At 41.3% G+C, this 18912-nt stretch carries 20 protein-coding genes and 1 tRNA gene; 20 read left to right on the top strand and 1 reads right to left on the bottom strand.

Annotated elements, in window-relative coordinates; translation table 11 throughout:
• Window positions 1-28 precede the first annotated feature (28 nt).
• From hisH to GXK58_RS10690, 11 genes are all read left to right on the top strand, one after another.
• Window positions 29-655, top strand: a complete 627-nt coding sequence (gene hisH / locus GXK58_RS10740; protein WP_160722573.1) for an imidazole glycerol phosphate synthase subunit HisH — start codon at window positions 29-31, stop codon at window positions 653-655.
• The gene (hisA, locus tag GXK58_RS10735; RefSeq protein ID WP_160722571.1) at window positions 652-1377 is read left to right on the top strand and encodes a 1-(5-phosphoribosyl)-5-[(5-phosphoribosylamino)methylideneamino]imidazole-4-carboxamide isomerase; all 726 of its coding nucleotides are present in this window, start codon (window positions 652-654) and stop codon (window positions 1375-1377) included. Before hisH ends, hisA begins: the two co-directional genes overlap by 4 nt.
• Window positions 1374-2135 carry an imidazole glycerol phosphate synthase subunit HisF gene (gene hisF, locus GXK58_RS10730; protein WP_160722569.1) on the top strand — a complete coding sequence of 254 codons (762 nt, stop codon included), beginning with the start codon at window positions 1374-1376 and terminating at the stop codon, window positions 2133-2135. The genes hisA and hisF overlap by 4 nt, the downstream gene beginning before the upstream one ends.
• Complete coding sequence (gene hisIE / locus GXK58_RS10725) at window positions 2132-2749, top strand: bifunctional phosphoribosyl-AMP cyclohydrolase/phosphoribosyl-ATP diphosphatase HisIE (RefSeq protein ID WP_160722567.1); 618 nt, start codon at window positions 2132-2134, stop codon at window positions 2747-2749. Before hisF ends, hisIE begins: the two co-directional genes overlap by 4 nt.
• A gap of 148 nt (window positions 2750-2897) precedes the next feature.
• On the top strand, window positions 2898-4382 hold the full coding sequence (locus tag GXK58_RS10720) for a tetratricopeptide repeat protein (protein WP_160722565.1): 1485 nt from the start codon (window positions 2898-2900) through the stop codon (window positions 4380-4382).
• Window positions 4383-4482: 100 nt separating this feature from the next.
• Complete coding sequence (gene trxB / locus GXK58_RS10715) at window positions 4483-5433, top strand: thioredoxin-disulfide reductase (protein ID WP_160722563.1); 951 nt, start codon at window positions 4483-4485, stop codon at window positions 5431-5433.
• 344 nt (window positions 5434-5777) lie between these two features.
• Window positions 5778-6236, top strand: a complete 459-nt coding sequence (locus GXK58_RS10710; RefSeq protein WP_160722561.1) for an NUDIX hydrolase — start codon at window positions 5778-5780, stop codon at window positions 6234-6236.
• A gap of 18 nt (window positions 6237-6254) precedes the next feature.
• Entirely contained in the window at window positions 6255-7148 is an 894-nt protein-coding gene (rapZ, locus tag GXK58_RS10705) for an RNase adapter RapZ (protein ID WP_160722793.1), read from the top strand.
• Entirely contained in the window at window positions 7145-8131 is a 987-nt protein-coding gene (locus GXK58_RS10700) for a gluconeogenesis factor YvcK family protein (protein WP_160722559.1), read from the top strand. The genes rapZ and GXK58_RS10700 overlap by 4 nt, the downstream gene beginning before the upstream one ends.
• Window positions 8132-8183: 52 nt before the next feature.
• Window positions 8184-9119: a DNA-binding protein WhiA gene (gene whiA, locus GXK58_RS10695; RefSeq protein WP_160722557.1), complete on the top strand. Its 936-nt coding sequence runs from the start codon at window positions 8184-8186 to the stop codon at window positions 9117-9119.
• 74 nt (window positions 9120-9193) lie between these two features.
• Window positions 9194-9451: an HPr family phosphocarrier protein gene (locus GXK58_RS10690; protein ID WP_160722555.1), complete on the top strand. Its 258-nt coding sequence runs from the start codon at window positions 9194-9196 to the stop codon at window positions 9449-9451.
• Window positions 9452-9533: 82 nt separating this feature from the next.
• Here the strand turns inward: GXK58_RS10690 and clpP are convergent, their stop codons facing one another.
• The gene (clpP, locus tag GXK58_RS10685) at window positions 9534-10136 is read right to left on the bottom strand and encodes an ATP-dependent Clp endopeptidase proteolytic subunit ClpP (protein WP_160722553.1); all 603 of its coding nucleotides are present in this window, start codon (window positions 10134-10136) and stop codon (window positions 9534-9536) included.
• Window positions 10137-10342: 206 nt separating this feature from the next.
• Here clpP and GXK58_RS10680 point away from each other — a divergent pair.
• From GXK58_RS10680 to gpmI, 9 genes are all read left to right on the top strand, one after another.
• A tRNA-Arg gene (locus GXK58_RS10680) sits at window positions 10343-10414 on the top strand.
• Between the two features lie 500 nt (window positions 10415-10914).
• Window positions 10915-11223 (top strand): MerR family transcriptional regulator, encoded by a 309-nt coding sequence (locus tag GXK58_RS10675; RefSeq protein ID WP_442862468.1) that lies wholly within the window; start codon window positions 10915-10917, stop codon window positions 11221-11223.
• 240 nt (window positions 11224-11463) lie between these two features.
• Entirely contained in the window at window positions 11464-12786 is a 1323-nt protein-coding gene (gene rpoN / locus GXK58_RS10670; protein WP_160722551.1) for an RNA polymerase factor sigma-54, read from the top strand.
• Between the two features lie 14 nt (window positions 12787-12800).
• A complete protein-coding gene (locus GXK58_RS10665) occupies window positions 12801-13043 on the top strand; it encodes a glutaredoxin family protein (protein WP_160722549.1) in 243 nt (80 codons plus the stop codon).
• A 143-nt stretch (window positions 13044-13186) separates the two neighbouring features.
• Window positions 13187-14209 (top strand): sugar-binding transcriptional regulator, encoded by a 1023-nt coding sequence (locus GXK58_RS10660; protein ID WP_160722547.1) that lies wholly within the window; start codon window positions 13187-13189, stop codon window positions 14207-14209.
• 49 nt (window positions 14210-14258) lie between these two features.
• Window positions 14259-15266, top strand: a complete 1008-nt coding sequence (gene gap, locus GXK58_RS10655) for a type I glyceraldehyde-3-phosphate dehydrogenase (RefSeq protein WP_160722545.1) — start codon at window positions 14259-14261, stop codon at window positions 15264-15266.
• A gap of 132 nt (window positions 15267-15398) precedes the next feature.
• On the top strand, window positions 15399-16583 hold the full coding sequence (locus GXK58_RS10650; RefSeq protein WP_160722543.1) for a phosphoglycerate kinase: 1185 nt from the start codon (window positions 15399-15401) through the stop codon (window positions 16581-16583).
• Between the two features lie 21 nt (window positions 16584-16604).
• A complete protein-coding gene (gene tpiA / locus GXK58_RS10645; RefSeq protein ID WP_160722541.1) occupies window positions 16605-17366 on the top strand; it encodes a triose-phosphate isomerase in 762 nt (253 codons plus the stop codon).
• Window positions 17359-18894 (top strand): 2,3-bisphosphoglycerate-independent phosphoglycerate mutase, encoded by a 1536-nt coding sequence (gene gpmI / locus GXK58_RS10640; protein ID WP_160722539.1) that lies wholly within the window; start codon window positions 17359-17361, stop codon window positions 18892-18894. Before tpiA ends, gpmI begins: the two co-directional genes overlap by 8 nt.
• The last annotated feature ends 18 nt before the right edge of the window (window positions 18895-18912 follow it).

Genomic DNA, 18912 nt, shown 5'->3' with positions numbered 1-18912 from the left:
TACATACCATCAGAGGAAGGTGACAGAAATGATCGGAATCGTAGATTACGGGATGGGAAATCTTTTTAGCGTAAGCAAAGCCCTTGAGCGGCTTGACGCCAACTATTTTATTTCCGCAGACAAAGAGGAATTACTTCATGCCGATGCCTTAATTCTTCCGGGCGTGGGTTCTTTCCGTGATGCAATGGAACGGCTGCCGGTTGAAACCATCCATGAATTTGCCGCGACAGGCAAACCTCTATTGGGCATCTGCCTCGGCATGCAGCTCCTTTTTGAAGAAAGTGAAGAAAATGGTCCAACTAAGGGATTAGGTTTGCTAGAAGGAAAGGTCCGCCGATTTCCGGGGACCACTCCAGAAGGCGAAACTTACAAAGTCCCGCATATGGGCTGGAACCGGCTCGAATTTGTTAAAGATTCACCTTTATTAAAAGACCTAAACGAAGACTACGTTTATTTCGTCCATTCCTATTTTGTCGATGCCGGAAGCAACGACGCCCTGTTGGCAAAGGCAGACTACCACGAACAAGTATCAGCGGTGGTTGGGAAAAATAACATCTTTGGCATGCAATTTCATCCTGAAAAAAGCAGCAGACTTGGGATGGCTTTATTAAATAACTTTTTAAAATTGGCTGCTGAAAGGGAGACGGTTCGATGAGTTTAACAATTTATCCGGCAATCGATATGCGCGGCGGAAAATGTGTTCGTCTCCTTCAGGGAGACTACGGAAAGGAAACCGTTTATGGGGATTCCCCTTTTGAAATGGCAAAAAGCTTTGCTGCAGCCGGCGCCGAATGGATTCATATGGTCGACCTTGATGGGGCCAAAGACGGTAAGCGCGTGAATGACCGGTTTGTCATTGAGGCGGCGCAAAACTTAGACGCAAAAGTTCAAATTGGCGGTGGAATCCGGACGGAAGAGGATATTCTTCATTATCTTGAAAACGGCGTGGACCGTGTCATTATCGGCAGTATTGCTGTTTCGAATCCGGAGTTTGCTATCGAGATGATTCAAAAGTATGGCGAAAAGATTGCTGTTGGAATCGATGCGAAAAACGGTTATGTCGCTACACATGGCTGGCTTGATACCTCTTCCGTAAAAGCGGTTGAGCTTGGCAAGCGATTTGCTGATGCAGGTGCCGAAACATTTATTTTTACTGATATCGCTACAGATGGAACCTTAGCAGGTCCAAATATTGATGCCGTTTGTGAAATGGCAGAAGCCACTGGGAAAAATGTGATTGCCTCTGGCGGGGTCAGCAGTCTCGAAGATTTACAGGCCATCGCAGGAAAAGGGATCAATGGAGCGATTGTAGGGAAGGCCCTTTATGAAAATCGCTTTACTCTAAAGGAAGCTTTGGAAGAGGTGGGGACCAAGTGACATTAACAAAGCGTATTATCCCCTGCCTTGATGTAAAAGACGGCCGGGTAGTCAAAGGAATTCAATTTGTCCAGCTGCGCGACGCCGGCGATCCGGTTGAACTGGCACGGTTTTATGATGAGCAAGGGGCAGATGAACTCGTGTTCCTTGATATTTCCGCTTCGGTTGAAGGCCGGAAAACCATGGTAGAAGTCGTTAAGGCAGTAGCATCGGAGCTGGCGATTCCGTTCACGGTTGGCGGGGGAATCAATGCCCTCGAGGATATGAAAAGAATTCTCCGCGCGGGTGCCGATAAAGTGTCACTGAACACAGCAGCAGTCGTAAATCCAGGATTAATCAAAGAAGGCGCTGATTACTTTGGTTCCCAATGTATCGTTGTCGCCATTGATGCTAAATATGATCCGGAGATTGGAACCTGGCGTGTCTACACCCATGGCGGCCGGACACCGACAGAGAAAAAGGTAGTCGAGTGGGCTGTGGAAGCCGCCGAGCTTGGCGCCGGTGAGATCCTGTTGACAAGCATGGACAGTGACGGAGAGAAAGATGGATTTGATTTAGAGTTGACTAAAGCGGTAAGTGAAGCTGTAACCATTCCTGTCATCGCTTCGGGCGGAGCAGGAAATGCCGATCACTTTGCTGAGGCCTTTTTAGCCGGAAAAGCAGACGCAGCCCTTGCTGCCTCAATTTTTCATTATAAAGAAACATCTGTTGATGAGGTCAAGGGCTTTTTAAGGGAAAAAGGAGTGAGCATACGATGAACGTAAAATTTGATGAAAAGGGGCTCGTCCCCGCTATTATCCAAGATGCAGACACAAAAGAGGTTTTAACTCTCGCTTATATGAACGAGGAATCATTGAAAAAGACGATTGATTCAGGAGAAACATGGTTTTACAGCCGCTCCCGTCAGGAGTTGTGGCATAAAGGCGCGACAAGCGGAAATACACAGACGGTTGCCAGCATCAATTATGACTGCGACCAAGATGCGTTATTAGTTCAGGTTTATCCGAAAGGACCTGCCTGCCACACCGGTGCCGTCAGTTGTTTTTCTGAACGGGTTGTAGAGCGTGAAGCCAATTTAGCAGATTATCAGATTCTGCAATCGCTAGAAAAAGTCATCTTAGAACGTGAAAAAGAGCGTCCAGAGGGTGCGTACACTACTTACCTGTTTGAAAAAGGCGTCGATAAAATTTTGAAAAAGGTCGGCGAGGAGGCAGCAGAAGTAATCATTGCTGCAAAAAATCGTGATCATGAGGAATTAAGATGGGAAGCGGCTGATTTGCTTTATCATCTCCAAGTTTTATTGGTGGAACAAGAGCTTCCATTTAAGGAAGTACTGAGAACACTGGAAGAAAGACACAAAGACCGGTCCTAATAGGGCTCGGTTTTTTGTTTTTTAGATTGAGTCTACAGTTGTATAGGTTGATCCCTTTAATCGAATGATCATTCCAACATTCCCCTTCTCGAATGGACCCTAAATATGATATAATGCATAAGTTATGTTGAAACATGTGGAGGACTTCATGGTGAAAGAAGCGAAGGCAAGAATTCAAAAAGGAAAAATATTATCATTTGTTCCTACAGGTGAATACTATTTCACAAAGGGAATCAAAGCATACCATCGTCGGGATTTTATTAAGGCAAAGAAATATCTCGGACGGGCCATTCAGCTTGAGCCAGGTGAACCGATGATTACATGCCAGCTGGCGATTGTTTCGACAGAGCTTGGTGAATTCGAACAATCCAACCGACTCCTACATCAAATCCTCGAAGAGCTTGACCCAGAAATGGCTGAATGCCATTACTTTTTAGCAAATAATTATGCCCATATGGGATTTTTTAAAGATGCCTATCATCACAGCAAGCTCTATTTGCAGCTTGATCCGGAAGGCGACTTTTCCGATGATACCGAAGAATTATTAGAAGTACTTACTTTGGAGGCGGAAGAATTTGATGAGGAGCTCTATGAGCAGGATGACCTCATCATCAAACAAGAGCAAGCGCGTGGTCTATTGGAATCCGGCTATTTTCCAAAGGCAATCGAGCTGCTCAAAGATGTCGTCAAGGAATATCCGGAATACTGGTCTGCTTATAATAATCTTGCTTTAGCCTACTTTTATCTAGGTAAAGTGGAAAAAGCAGAAGCTATTTTAGAAGAAGTAATAGAACGAAATCCTGGCAATTTCCACGCCCTCTGTAACAAGCTTGTGTTTGCACACTATCAAGACCAATCAGAGAAGGCCGCTGAATTACTCGAGGTTTTGCAAAAGGTCCAGCCGCTTCTAAGTGAGCAGCAATATAAACTGGGCGCGACTTTTGCGCTAGTAGGTAAATATGAACTGGCGTATCTTTGGTTGAAAAAACTATATAAGCACGGTTTTGACGGGGATGGGCCATTTTATTACTGGCTTGCTAACTCAGCATTCTACACCGGTTATGAAAATTTCGCTAAAAATATTTGGAAAAAGGTACTTGAAATGTCTCCCGATAAAGAGGGTCAAGAACCTTGGAACCAAGAAAAGCCAGCGGTAAACGGGTTTGAAGAACTGACAGAATCCATTTTCCAAAAGCTAGAGAGTGACTATATAGAAGAACGGTTATTTGCGCTTTTTTTGACAACTGTTTCGAGTAAAAAAGAGGAGCTTCTTAATAACAGCAGGCTCATCCAAAATCAAAAGCTGACCAATCTAGAAAAGGATTATCTCTCTATGATTCGCTTGGGGAAAGCATCTGATGCCCAGGAAGTTGCTGAACTAATGTATGAAAAGCATCAGCCCATTGGGACGGTTGAGTCAGGTTTATATCTGCTTTGGTTTTCAGTATTCGCCGAAGCTTCCAAGACAGACCTTAATTTGAGTAATAAGCGGGCTTGGGCTGGGGCAGTCGAATATCTGTGGCATAAACTGCGTAGCGAAAAAGTTTCCCAGCAGGAAATCGCTGGCCATTATGGTCTGTCACCTGCGACCATTGGCAAATATGTAAAATTGGTTAACAATTATCTACAATAAAGCATATTCGTGGACTATAATCCAATTGTTTTATACGATTAAGTGGGAATACTAATACTTAATCGTATTTTTTTATATAGGAAGGTAAGGAGTGAAATAGATGTCAGAAGAAAAAATTTATGACGTGATTATTGCTGGTGCTGGTCCTGCAGGGATGACAGCAGCTGTTTATACCTCTCGCGCCAATCTGTCCACACTTATGGTTGAACGAGGAATGCCGGGCGGGCAAATGGCTAACACCGAGGATGTTGAGAACTATCCTGGTTTTGAGAGCATTTTAGGCCCCGATTTATCAACAAAAATGTTTGAGCATGCGAAAAAATTCGGTGCTGAATATGCATATGGTGATATTAAAGGCATCGAAGACCATGGCGATTACAAAATTGTTAACGCCGGTTCCAAACAGTATAAAGCTCGCGCGGTAATCATTACAGCTGGTGCGGAGTACAAAAAAGTCGGAGTACCAGGTGAAAAAGAACTAGGCGGACGCGGAGTTTCTTATTGTGCCGTTTGTGACGGAGCATTCTTCAAAGGAAAAGAACTGTTTGTTATTGGCGGGGGAGACTCTGCTGTTGAAGAAGGCGTCTATTTAACCCGTTTTGCGTCAAAGGTAACGATTGTTCACCGACGTGACCAGCTTCGTGCCCAAAAGATTCTTCAGGATCGTGCATTCGCTAACGAAAAGGTTGATTTTATCTGGAACCACACCATTAAATCGATTAATGATAAAGATGGAAAAGTAGGCAGTGTTACTCTTGTTTCTACGCAAAATGGAGAAGAACAGGAATTGCCGGCAGATGGAGTGTTCATCTATATAGGAATGGTGCCGCTATCCAAACCATTTGAAACCCTTGGCATCACCAATGAAAATGGCTACATCGAAACCAATGACCGTATGGAAACAAGGGTACCAGGTATTTTTGCAGCTGGGGATATTCGTGAAAAAATGCTTCGTCAGATTGTCACAGCGACCGGTGACGGAAGTATTGCTGCACAAAGTGCACAGCACTTTGTGGAAGAGCTTATGGAAGAATTGAAATTAAAAAAGTAACCCTTTTATCATTTTTCTGTAACAGTAGTGAAACAAAAATAAGGTAAAATAAAGGAAATTGACCCCCTTTAAAAATATATACCTTTTTAGCACAGGCTTAAGAAGCTTGTGCTCTTTTTTTGTTTATGAAGTATCTAATGAAGTATCGTCTAGCTGCAGCGCCTAGGGGCTTCCGCTTTTGGTGTAAAAATATAAAATTTCTATTCATTGTGACTGATTATCAAAAATAGTATAATGAAAAGAATAAATAACAAGTGATGATACAAGCTTCAAATAGTTGCTTGTTCTTCTAAATTTCAACTTGTGCCAATCGGCACATGTGCACTTCTAAAGAGGTGAAATAAGTGCAGCGGGTTACCAATTGTGTATTAATTCGAAATAACCAAGTACTATTATTGCAAAAACCGCGCCGCGGCTGGTGGGTGGCCCCAGGCGGAAAAATGGAACCAGGCGAGTCTGTTCGAGATTCTTGTATCAGAGAATTTCGTGAAGAAACAGGCATTTATCTAAAGAACCCGCAATTAAAGGGAATTTTTACAATGATTATGAAGGATGGCGACCAGCTATTGTCCGAATGGATGATGTTTACGTTCGTGGCAACGGATTCTGACGGGGTGGATCTTGATGAGTCAGAAGAAGGAAAGCTTGAGTGGCAGCCGGTTGATCAAATAAAAGGTCTGCCAATGGCAGCGGGCGATCTGCATATCATTGATTATATGATTCATGGTAAAGGAATTATTTACGGAACGTTTACTTATACAAGTGACTTTGAGTTACTCAGTTATCGATTAGATCCAAGTTAAAAATAGGGGGAATGTATGATGAGTACCGGTTCGACAAGCGAAACCCAGATGGTCATTATCACTGGAATGTCTGGTGCTGGAAAAACAGTCGCGGTTCAAAGCTTTGAAGATTTGGGGTTCTTCTGTGTTGATAATTTACCTCCTACACTTCTTCCAAAATTCCTTGAACTAATGAAAGAGTCTGGGAATAAAATGAATAAAGTTGCCCTCGTTATGGACTTGCGCGGCAGAGAATTCTTTGACCATTTATTTAAAGGATTGGATGAATTGGCCGAAACCTCTTGGGTAACGCCGCAGATTTTATTTTTAGATTCGGACGATGCCACATTGGTGCGAAGATACAAGGAAACAAGACGGACCCATCCGCTTGCACCTACCGGACTTCCACTTGAAGGAATAACGCTGGAGCGCGAACTTTTGGAAGAATTAAAAGGCAGAGCACAATTGGTTTACAATACTTCCCAGATGAAACCACGTGAATTACGTGAGAAAATATTAACTGAATTCACCACGAATAAACAATTAATGTTTACGGTCAATGTGATGTCCTTTGGGTTTAAATATGGAATTCCAATCGACGCTGATCTAGTCTTTGATGTGCGTTTCTTGCCAAATCCTCATTATATTGAACATATGCGCCCGAAAACAGGCCTGGATGAGGACGTTGCGAGCTATGTATTGAAATGGAATGAAACGCAGAAGTTTTTGGAAAAGGTAACAGACTTGCTTAGTTTTATGCTGCCTCATTACAAAAGGGAAGGGAAAGCACAGCTTGTCATTGCCATTGGCTGTACCGGCGGGCAGCACCGTTCGGTAGCATTGGCAGAAAGTATCGGCCATTTCTTCCAAAAAGATTATAAAACCATTGTTTCGCATCGTGACATCGAGAGGAGAAAGGAAAAAACAACATGAGAGAGATAGGACAGCCTCGCATTGTCGTCATTGGCGGTGGAACTGGATTACCCGTACTTTTGCGGGGATTAAAGCAGTATCCTGTTGATATCACTGCCATTGTGACAGTTGCGGATGATGGTGGCAGTTCGGGCCGCTTGCGAGAAAATCTTCATATTCCGCCTCCTGGCGACATTCGCAATGTGTTAGCCTCCCTGTCAGATGTTGAACCGCTCGTTGAGGAGATGTTTCAGCATCGCTTTAAAACTGCGAATGAACTTTCCGGTCATTCATTAGGGAATTTAATTCTTGCTGCCATGACCTCCATTACGGGAAATTTTGTTCATGCCATCCAAGAAATGAGCAAAATTCTCAATGTGCGCGGGAAGGTGCTGCCGGCTGCGAACCAAAGCGTTGTCTTGCATGCTGAAATGGAGGACGGCGCTATCGTTTCAGGTGAATCTAAAATCCCTTACTCAGGGAAAAAAATTAAACGGGTTTTCCTTACTTCTAAAAGCAGCATCAGGCCCTTACCTGAGTCGATTCAAGCCATTCGTCAGGCTGATTTAATTATCATTGGACCAGGCAGTTTATATACCAGTATCTTGCCTAATTTACTTGTCCCTCGCTTAGGGGATGAATTGTGCCGTTCTCATGCCAAAAAGGTGTATATTTGCAACCTGATGACACAGGCGGGAGAGACGCACGGGTTTACAGCGAGTGATCATGTGAAGGCTCTCTATGATCACATGAGCTGTGCCTTTATCAATACCATTCTGGTGAACAATGAAGAAATTCCGCCCGATGTACAGCTCCGTTATAATGAGGAATTAGCGGATCCTGTTCATTACGACCTGCCGGCGTTATCTAAACTTGGTCTTGAGGTCGTTCATGCGGATATTGCCTATCAAGAAAATGGGGCCTTAAGGCACGATCCAAAAAAAGTAGCCAAACTTTTATATAATTTACTAATAGATGAAACTAAAAAGCGTTATGAATCGTAATAAGTATAACCATATCGATTAAGAGCAGTTTCTTTTTAAAGGTGGTGAGGGGATGTCTTTCGCTTCGGAGACAAAAAAAGAGTTAACTAACTTGGAAGTGAAAACATGCTGCAATCTTGCTGAATTATCAGCGCTGATCCGCATGAATGGTTCCCTTTCCTTTTCAAATCGTAAGTTAGTAGTTGACATTCAAACAGAAAATGCCGCGATTGCCAGGAGAATCTATACATTATTGAAAAAAAGCTATCAAATTCAAGTAGAACTTTTAGTTCGGAAAAAGATGAGGCTGAAGAAAAACAATGTGTACATTGTTCGATTGGCGGAGCAGGCCAAAGAAATTTTAGAAGATACGAAGATACTTGGGGAAGGTTTTACCTTCATTCATGATATTTCTCCAGAATTAATCAAAAAGAAGTGTTGTAAGCGTTCTTATCTTCGGGGAGCATTTCTTGCGGGAGGTTCTGTTAATAATCCAGAGACCTCTTCCTATCATTTAGAAATAGCTTCACTGTATAAAGAGCATAATGACTCTTTATGTGAATTGATGAATACATTTGGGTTGAACAGTAAAACGCTGGAACGGAAAAAGGGCTTTATCACTTACTTAAAGGAAGCCGAAAAAATTACCGAGTTTCTAAATATTGTAGGTGCACATAATGCCTTGCTCCGTTTTGAAGATGTCAGGATTGTCAGGGATATGCGTAACTCTGTTAATCGCCTAGTGAACTGTGAAACCGCCAATTTAAATAAAACAATTGGAGCATCGATCAGACAGGTAGAAAACATTCGCTTTATTGACTCTACCGTCGGCTTGCAAGTTCTGCCTGACAAGCTTAGGGAGATTGCGGAACTTCGGGTTCAATATCCTGATGTGACATTGAAAGAATTAGGGGAAATGGTGTCTGGCGGTGCCATTAGCAAATCTGGTATTAATCACCGCTTGCGTAAAATAGATGAGATCGCTGATAAACTCCGTGTTGGGAATTAGCGTCAAAATCCCATGTTCTTATTTGTGTAATAAGTAACAAGTATATAAAAATCAACTTGAGGAGGAATTGGATTATGGTGACAAAAGAAATCGAAGTTAAATTGAAAACGGGCCTTCAAGCACGTCCTGCGGCCCTGTTTGTCCAAGAGGCTAACCGCTATTCTGCAGATATTTTTCTAGAAAAGGATGGCAAGAAAGTAAATGCAAAAAGCATTATGGGTCTAATGAGCCTTGCTGTCGGTTCTGGAGTGTCTATTAATATCATTGCAGATGGAGAAGATGAAGATAAAGCAATTGATGCGTTATCTACTTTTATTCAAAAAGAACATTAATGAGAAAAGGATTCGGCAGAGACTGAATCCTTTTTTTGGTAAATTAAAAAGCAACCGACTTTGAAGTCGATTGCTTTTTTGATTATTTTTTATCTAATTCAGTTGGCTTACGTGTGATAATGCTGTCAATTAGACCGTATTCTTTGGCTCTTTCAGCAGTCATGAAATTATCACGGTCTGTATCGCGTTGAATGACTTCAAGCGGCTGACCTGTACGCTCTGCTAAGATGCCGTTTAATTTTTCGCGAAGGAAAAGAATGCGTTTAGCAGCAATTTCGATTTCAGTTGCTTGGCCTTGAGCTCCGCCTAGCGGCTGGTGAATCATGACTTCAGCGTTTGGCAATGCGTAACGTTTGCCAGTCTGTCCAGCAGCAAGTAAGAAGGCTCCCATTGATGCTGCCATACCGATACATACAGTTGAAACATCTGCTTTTATGTACTGCATCGTATCATAAATCGCCATTCCAGCTGTGATGCTTCCGCCTGGGCTGTTGATGTAAAGGGTAATATCTTTTTCAGGATTTTCAGCTTCAAGGAATAATAGCTGTGCAACAATGCTGTTAGCCACATTGTCATCGATTGCGCTTCCCAGCATAATAATCCGGTCTTTTAACAGACGGGAATAAATGTCATAGGCTCTTTCGCCGCGGTTTGTTTGTTCAATAACTGTAGGAATCAAATTCATTTTTCTTCCTCCTTTGATTATAAAAGGTAAAAGCTTATGTAATAGTATCATACACTGATGGTCAATAAAGGTCAAACAGTTTGCCTTTTAAAATGTTCGACAACTTTCCCATCATCAGGATAACCATTTCTGATTTATTTAAAACCTAATCACTACTTGCATTTATAGAGAATTTATCATATAATATAAAAGTCGCTAATAATCATGCGCTCGTGGTGCAACGGATAGCACGCAAGCCTCCGAAGCTTGAAATGCAGGTTCGATTCCTGCCGAGCGCGTCAAAAAGGTCACTTCGTTTTTAAAACGTAAGTGATCTTTTTTTTTATCTCAAAAAAATGATTATTCTAAGAAAATAAGTGTTTAGCGGCATTAAAATATTAGAATAGAAATGAATACCCTGATGACCGCGCTTTTTGTTGTTATTGTAAACGCTAACTAGCTATCCCCTCTATATTAATAGAATGACATGAACCCAGTGTTTGTAGTAATTGGTACCTTTTTCCTCCATCCGATGATATAAGTAACCTGGTTTCTTCCTTAATATTATTCATACCAATATCATTCTTCTCCTAAACATTTTTATATGAAATAAATTGGAAATTAACAGTCCGATTTTGTATTGATTTCCTTACAAACCATGTTAGAATAGTTAACGTAAATAAATATTCTGAATATTTCGGTTGAATCAATGACAGTTTGACTCATATTTTTCTCATTAATGTTAGAAAACATTACATATAACTTGTAACTAATTAGCTAAATTGGATAGGAGTGGATATTGGTGGACAATAATCAATCATATCGTGATAAAAAGGTGATGGGAATCGGGATCGTAACTGAAATCACGGGGCTGTCAAACCGGAAGATACGCTATTACGAAATTCGTAAACTGATCTTTCCGGAACGAACCCCTTCTGGAACGCGTAAGTACTCTTTCTCTGACATTGAAAGGCTTATGGAAATTGCAGAGCAAATTGAAGAAGGTGTCCAAACACATGAAATACGCAAAGAGTTAGTTAAAAAAGAAAAACACAAAATGATTATCGGCCAAATCAATTCGCATTTTAATAAAAATCGCTATCAATAAAAATAGGTTAATAAGGGACAGAGAAAGTTGAAATAGAATAGAACCATTTTAGAAGAATAATATTTCATGAAAGATCAGTGCTGAAGATATTCACCACTGATCTTTCTATCTAATTATCGCTAAAAGAGATAGGGATTCATATAATGTTCAAATTATCCATCCAAAGCGCCAGCGAAAGCCAATTATTTTCACACGGATAGGGAATCATCGTGTAAAATAAGAACAGGAGGGGTGAGCCTGATGGATTTAAGAGCAGGTTTATGGCAGCAGCAAACATTAAAACTAGCAATGACGCAGGAGTTGTCACAGGCAATTGCCTTACTACAGTACTCTACTCAGGAGCTGGCTGCTTTTTTAGAAGATAAGGCATTGGAAAATCCATTGCTGAAAATCGAGAATGTGAATGTCAAACCGATGAATCCCCTAATCGACCGCAATCGCAAGAAACATCAGAAGACCGAGAAAGACTGGATTGAACAGATTGCTGACAAACCGTTTTCTCTTGAGGAATACTTAATCTCTCAACTTAAGATTACAAACTTAACAGCAGATCAAATGAAAGTTATTCGGCATTTAATTAAAAACTTAGATGAAAACGGTTACTTTACAGGGAACCTTAACGAGATAGCTCATAAATTGCGTATGGACCTTGAAATCGTTGAGGAATGCCTGGCCATCATCCAAACGCTTGAACCAGCTGGCATTGGTGCAAGAAACTTGCAAGAATGTTTGCTCATGCAATGTTATTACAAAAATCCTGACAATGAGCTGGCACAAACGATTCTATCAAACTATTTTGTCCCGTTCGCCGAAAAGAAATGGAAGCCAATTGCAAAAGAATTAGGAGTAAGCCTGAAGGATTTACAGGGGATATTTGATGAGATTCAGCAGTTTAATCCAAAACCAGCTGGCTTGTTGTTTCAGGAAGTAACCACCTATATTATTCCGGATGCCATTATTGAACAAACGAATGAGGGATTAACCGTACGTCTGTATGATGAATTTCTGCCGCGGATTCGTTTTAATGAGTCATACTATCAAAAGTTTCAGAATCAAAATCAGCAGGTCAACCGTTTTTTACAGGATAAGGTCCAGGATTATCAGTGGATTTTAAAAAGTATTGAGCAGAGGAAAGAGACCCTTACAAAGGTTGTAGCTAAAATTGTAGAAAAACAACCTGCTTTTTTTGCAAAGGGCAGGGAATATTTAATCCCCATGACCATGAAGGAGATAGCCAATGAATTAGATATCCATGAATCTACAGTCAGCCGTGCGGTCCGGGAGAAATATGTGCAAACACCTAATGGGACCTTTCCGCTAAAGACCTTTTTTACGAGTACCATTCAAACAATCTCTGATGAGGAAAGTACATCCTCTACACAGGTGAAAAAGGAAATCAGTCTGTTAGTTGCTAAGGAAAATAAAGAAAAGCCGTTGTCAGACCAAGATATGGCAGAACAATTAAAGCATCAAAAGGGAATACTTGTTTCACGAAGAACGGTGGCTAAATACCGGGAACAGCTTAAAATACCCTCATCATCCAAAAGGAAACGGTTTAATTGAAAGGACTTTGAGACATGCATAAAATTACTCTTTACACACGGCAACGATGTCCACTTTGTAATAAAGCAAAAGATGCTATCTTAGAACTTCGAGAGGTTTGGAATATTCAACTTGAAGAAATCGATATTGAAACAAGTGATGAGTTAACAGAACGCTACGGCTTAATGATTCCGGTGATTCATTTAGATGGAGAAGAAGTGGGCTATGGATTTGTTGACAAATTTGACATAAGTAACCGTTTACAAGAAAAAAACTAAATCAAATGTGTTGAAATCGATTTTTACTCCTGTTAAAATGAAAACCGTAAGCAGGGGTGATTTTTTTTAGTGTAGGTGGGACATAATATGTCTAGGGTGGACATTTTGAGACCAACTACATATAATAAAGGAGCATGCAGTTCATGCAGTCATTTATTGATATTCAAAAAAGATTATTACCCGATCTCCTTCAAATCCTGCAGAAGCGGCACACGATTTTACGATACATAGGATACATGCAGCCAGTAGGAAGAAGGAGCTTAGCTGTCAGCCTTGGGCTTACCGAAAGAATACTTCGCAGTGAAGTAGAATTCCTCAAAGACCAAAATCTTATTACTACAAATAATGTAGGAATGAGTTTAACGTCAGAAGGGAAAAATTTACTTGAAGATTTAGAAGGTTTAATGCGTGAGCTAAAGGGTATAGACGTCATGGAACTAGAATTAAAACACCGGCTCGGCATTAAAAAGGTGATGATCGTCCCTGGAGATAGTGACGAATCGCCGTTAGTCAAAGGTGAACTCGGCAAAGCGACTGCCATATGTATGAAAAGACTTCTTGGCGGGAAAAATATCATCGCTGTGACTGGCGGTTCTACAATGGCTGCTGTCGCAGAAAGACTTTCACCCGATTTAACCCAAAAGGAATTATTGTTTGTTCCGGCAAGGGGAGGGGTTGGTGAAGATGTACATAATCAGGCAAATACAATTTGCTCGAATATGGCGCATAACACTGATTCCAAGCATCGAGTTTTATATGTACCAGGACAGGTCAGTTCGGAAATATACGAATCTCTGATCAAAGAGCCTGATATTCACGAGGTTTTAACTTTAATTCAATCAGCCAGCATGGTTCTCCATGGAATAGGGGATGCTATTTCAATGGCTGATCGGCGGAAAACCAACCCTGATATAATGAGGAAACTCGAAGAGGGGAAGGCTGTCGGAGAGGCTTTCGGGTATTATTTTAACGAAGAAGGCGAGATTGTTCACAAGGTGTTGACCATTGGTCTGCAGCTAGAACATTTAGCGAATATTCCGAATGTGCTAGCAGTCGCAGGCGGAAAATCGAAGGCCAAAGCCATTAAGGCTTATTTAAAACAGGCACCCAAATCAACGATTTTAATTACCGATGAAGGTGCGGCAAAAACGTTATTGAAAGGGTAATACCTTTTAAAAAATATAGCTTTACCCAAACAAAGGAGGAAATTTTATCATGACAGTAAAAGTTGGTATTAATGGATTTGGACGTATTGGTCGTAACGTATTCCGTGCGGCTTTAAACAATAGCAATGTAGAAATCGTTGCAATCAACGACTTAACAGATGCAAAAATGCTTGCACATCTTTTAAAATATGATACTGTTCACGGAACTCTTGCTGAAGAAGTAACAGTTGACGGTGAATACCTAGTAATCGGCAGCCACAAAGTAAAGGTTATCGCTGAGCGCGATCCTGCACAACTTGGCTGGGGCGACCTTGGTGTAGACGTAGTTGTTGAATCTACTGGCCGTTTCACAAATCGTGAAGATGCTGCGAAACACTTAGAAGCAGGTGCGAAGAAAGTAATCATCTCTGCTCCAGCAAATAACGAAGATATCACAATCGTTATGGGTGTTAACGAAGACAAATACGATGCAGCTAACCACCATGTACTTTCAAACGCTTCTTGTACAACAAACTGTTTAGCTCCATTTGCTAAAGTATTAAATGATACTTTCGGCATCAAGCGCGGTATGATGACAACTGTTCACTCTTATACTAACGACCAACAAATCCTTGACTTACCACATAAGGACTACCGTCGTGCACGTGCAGCAGCTGAAAACATGATCCCAACTTCAACTGGTGCTGCAAAAGCAGTTGCACTTGTTTTACCTGAACTTAAAGGTAAATTAAACGGTATGGCAATGCGTGTTCCAACTCCAAACGTTTCAGTTGTTGACTTAGTAGCAGAATTAGAAAGAGACGTTACAGCTGATGAAGTTAACGAAGCATTAAAAGCAGCTGCTGAAGGTCCATTAAAAGGCATTCTTGCATACAGCGATCTTCCATTAGTTTCTACTGACTACAATGGAGCAACTGTTTCTTCAACAATCGATGCATTATCAACAATGGTTCTTGAAGGCAGCATGGTTAAAGTATTATCTTGGTATGACAACGAAGTTGGTTACTCTAACCGTGTAGTTGACCTTTGCGATTACATCGCTTCTAAAGGACTTTAATCCTTAAGATTATATAATTTAATGTTTTCCAAAGGGGAGCGGGGAAGATTCCCCCTCCTTTTTTCCTTGAATGCTGAACTTTCAATATAACTCGGAAGCGGTATACTACCGCAAGATGGAGGTCCTTTACACATGAACAAGAAAACACTTAAGGATATCGATGTAAAAGGCAAACGCGTTTTTTGCCGTGTGGATTTTAACGTTCCAATGCAAGATGGAAAAATTACTGACGAAACACGTATTCGTGCAGCAATCCCTACAATTCAATACTTAGTAGAACAAGGGGCAAAAGTTATTCTTGCAAGCCATTTCGGCCGTCCAAAAGGTCAAGTGGTAGAAGAAATGCGCCTGACTCCAGTTGGTGTAAGACTGTCTGAGATTCTTGGTAATGAAGTGAAAAAAGCTGATGAGGCATATGGTGATTCAGTTAAAGCAATCATTGATTCTATGACTGAAGGCGATGTCCTGCTTCTTGAAAACGTTCGTTTTTATCCAGGTGAAGAGAAGAACGATCCGGAATTAGCAAAAGCTTTTGCTGAACTTGCAGATGTATATGTAAATGATGCCTTTGGTGCCGCTCACCGTGCGCATTCTTCAACAGAAGGTATTGCACATTTACTTCCAGCGGTTGCAGGTTTCTTAATGGAAAAAGAACTTGATGTCCTAGGCAAAGCTCTTTCTAATCCAGAACGTCCTTTTACAGCGATTGTCGGCGGTGCGAAGGTAAAGGACAAAATCGGTGTAATCGAAAACCTTCTAGAGCTAGTTGATAACCTCATCATTGGCGGCGGTTTGGCTTATACTTTTGTAAAAGCTCAAGGCCATGAAGTAGGTAAATCATTATTAGAAGCAGATAAGCTTGACCTTGCGAACTCTTTCATTGAAAAAGCAAAGCAAAAAGGTGTTAATTTTTACATGCCGGTTGATGTTGTAGTTGCTGATGATTTCTCAGCTGATGCAAATACACAAGTGGTTTCAATTGAAGAAATTCCTTCAGATTGGGAAGCACTTGATATCGGGCCTAAGACAAGAGAAATTTATGCTGATGTTATCAAAAAATCAAAGCTTGTGATCTGGAATGGACCTATGGGTGTATTCGAAATTGATACTTTTGCAAATGGAACAAAGGCAGTTGCTGAAGCACTAGCTGAATCAGAAGGTACATATTCCGTAATCGGCGGCGGAGACTCAGCAGCGGCAGTTGAAAAGTTCCATTTGGCAGATAAGATGAGCCATATCTCAACAGGCGGCGGAGCTTCTCTTGAATTCATGGAAGGTAAAGCACTTCCAGGCGTTGTAGCATTAAACGATAAATAGAAGATGAAAGGATGTGCCACTATGCGTAAACCAATCATTGCTGGTAACTGGAAAATGAACAAAACCCTTTCTGAGGCAAAAAGCTTTGCTGAGGAAGTTAAAGGGCTAGTACCACCATCCGACACAATGGAATCCGTTATTTGTTCACCGGCTTTATTTTTACAAAGCTTAGTAGAAGTAACAGAAGGTACAAACGTAAAAATTGGTGCTCAAAATATGCACTTCGAAGAAAGCGGAGCATTCACAGGTGAAATCAGCCCGAAAGCACTTGCTGACCTTGGTGTTCAATACGTAATCATCGGTCACTCTGAGCGCCGTGAAATGTTCAATGAAACAGACGAGTCTGTAAATAAAAAAGCTCTTGCAGCTTTCAAATATAACTTAACACCGATCATTTGCTGTGGTGAAACACTAGAGCAGCGTGAAAATGGCGAAACCAACCAATTAGTTGGTGACCAAGTGGCCAAAGCTCTTGCTGGATTTACTGATGAGCAAGTGAAGCAATCTGTTATTGCTTACGAACCAATCTGGGCAATCGGCACAGGTAAATCTTCCACATCTTCAGATGCAAATGAAGTATGTGCCCATATCCGCCAAGTTGTAGCACAGCAATTCTCTCAAGATGTAGCGGATGCAGTACGTATTCAGTACGGCGGCAGCGTAAAACCAGAAAACATTAAAGAATACATGGCACAGCCTGATATTGATGGTGCGTTAGTAGGCGGAGCAAGCCTTGAAGCACAATCATTCTTAAAGCTACTGGAGGCAGGTCAGTATGAGTAAGTCTCCAGTTGCGCTAATCATCCTTGATGGATTTGGATGCAGAGGCGAAACAAAAGGAAATGCGGTTTTTCATGCGAAAAAGCCAAACTTTGACCGTTTTTGGAGCACTTACCCTAATTCCCATTTAACAGCATCTGGTGAAGCAGTAGGTCTTCCGGAAGGACAAATGGGTAATTCTGAAGTTGGCCACTTAAATATCGGTGCCGGCCGGATTGTCTATCAAAGCTTAACTCGTGTTAATATTGCGATTCGTGAAGGCGAATTTGAAAAAAATGAAACCTTTACAGGTGCAATGGAACATGTGAAGAAGAATGGTACGGCGCTGCACTTATTTGGTTTATTGTCAGATGGCGGTGTTCATAGCCATATTCAGCATATGTTTGCCTTATTGAAACTGGCAAAAGAAGAAGGCGTGGAAAAGGTTTATGTTCATGCGTTCTTAGATGGACGTGATGTTGGTCCAAAAACGGCTGAAAAATATATTCAGCAAACATTGGACAAAATGAAGGAGTATGGCGTTGGAGAATTCGCTACGATTTCTGGACGCTATTATTCCATGGACCGTGACAAGCGTTGGGAGCGTGTGGAAAAATCATACCGCTCAATGGTTTACGGTGAAGGTCCTGCATACACTAATCCATTAGACGTAGTAAAGGATTCCTATGAGCACGGAATTTATGATGAATTCGTCATCCCATCCGTTATCACTAAAGAAGATGGACAGCCTGTGGCAACGATTCAAGACAATGATGCGGTTATTTTCTATAACTTCCGTCCTGACCGTGCCATCCAGATCTCTAACACATTCACAAATAAAGATTTCCGTGATTTTGACCGCGGACCAAAGCATCCAAAAGATTTATTCTTCGTTTGCTTAACACACTTCAGTGAATCAGTTGATGGTTATGTGGCATTTAAGCCCAATAACTTAGACAACACGTTAGGTGAAGTCCTTTCACAAAATAATTTAAAACAGCTTAGAATTGCCGAAACGGAAAAATATCCGCATGTTACCTTCTTTATGAGCGGCGGACGTGAGGCAAAATTCCCTGGAGAAGAACGGATCTTAATCAATTCTCCAAAGGTTGCAACCTATGACCTTCAGCCTGAAATGAGTGCTTACGAAGTAACAGATGCATTAGTCAATGAAATCCAGAATGATAAATTCGATGCGATCATCTTAAACTTCGCAAACCCAGACATGGTTGGCCACTCAGGAATGCTTGAACCTACGGTTAAAGCGATTGAAGCGGTTGACGAATGCCTAGGGAAAGTAGTTGACCTAATCGTTGAAAAAGGCGGCTATGCAATCATTACGGCTGACCATGGTAATGCCGATGAAGTAATTACACTTGAAGGTGAGCCAATGACAGCTCACACAACAAACCCAGTGCCGGTTATTGTAACAAAAGAGGGTATTGAGCTGCGTGATGGCGGTATTCTTGGTGACATAGCGCCAACTATGCTAGACTTATTAAATGTTCAACAACCAGCCGAAATGACTGGAACATCAATCATTAAAAAATAACTCATGATTATTAAGGAG

Origin of the sequence: Bacillus sp. USDA818B3_A (assembly GCF_009928415.1) — a bacterium.
Classification (GTDB): domain Bacteria; phylum Bacillota; class Bacilli; order Bacillales; family Cytobacillaceae; genus Neobacillus.
This window is presented reverse-complemented; position numbering and strand designations above follow the sequence as displayed.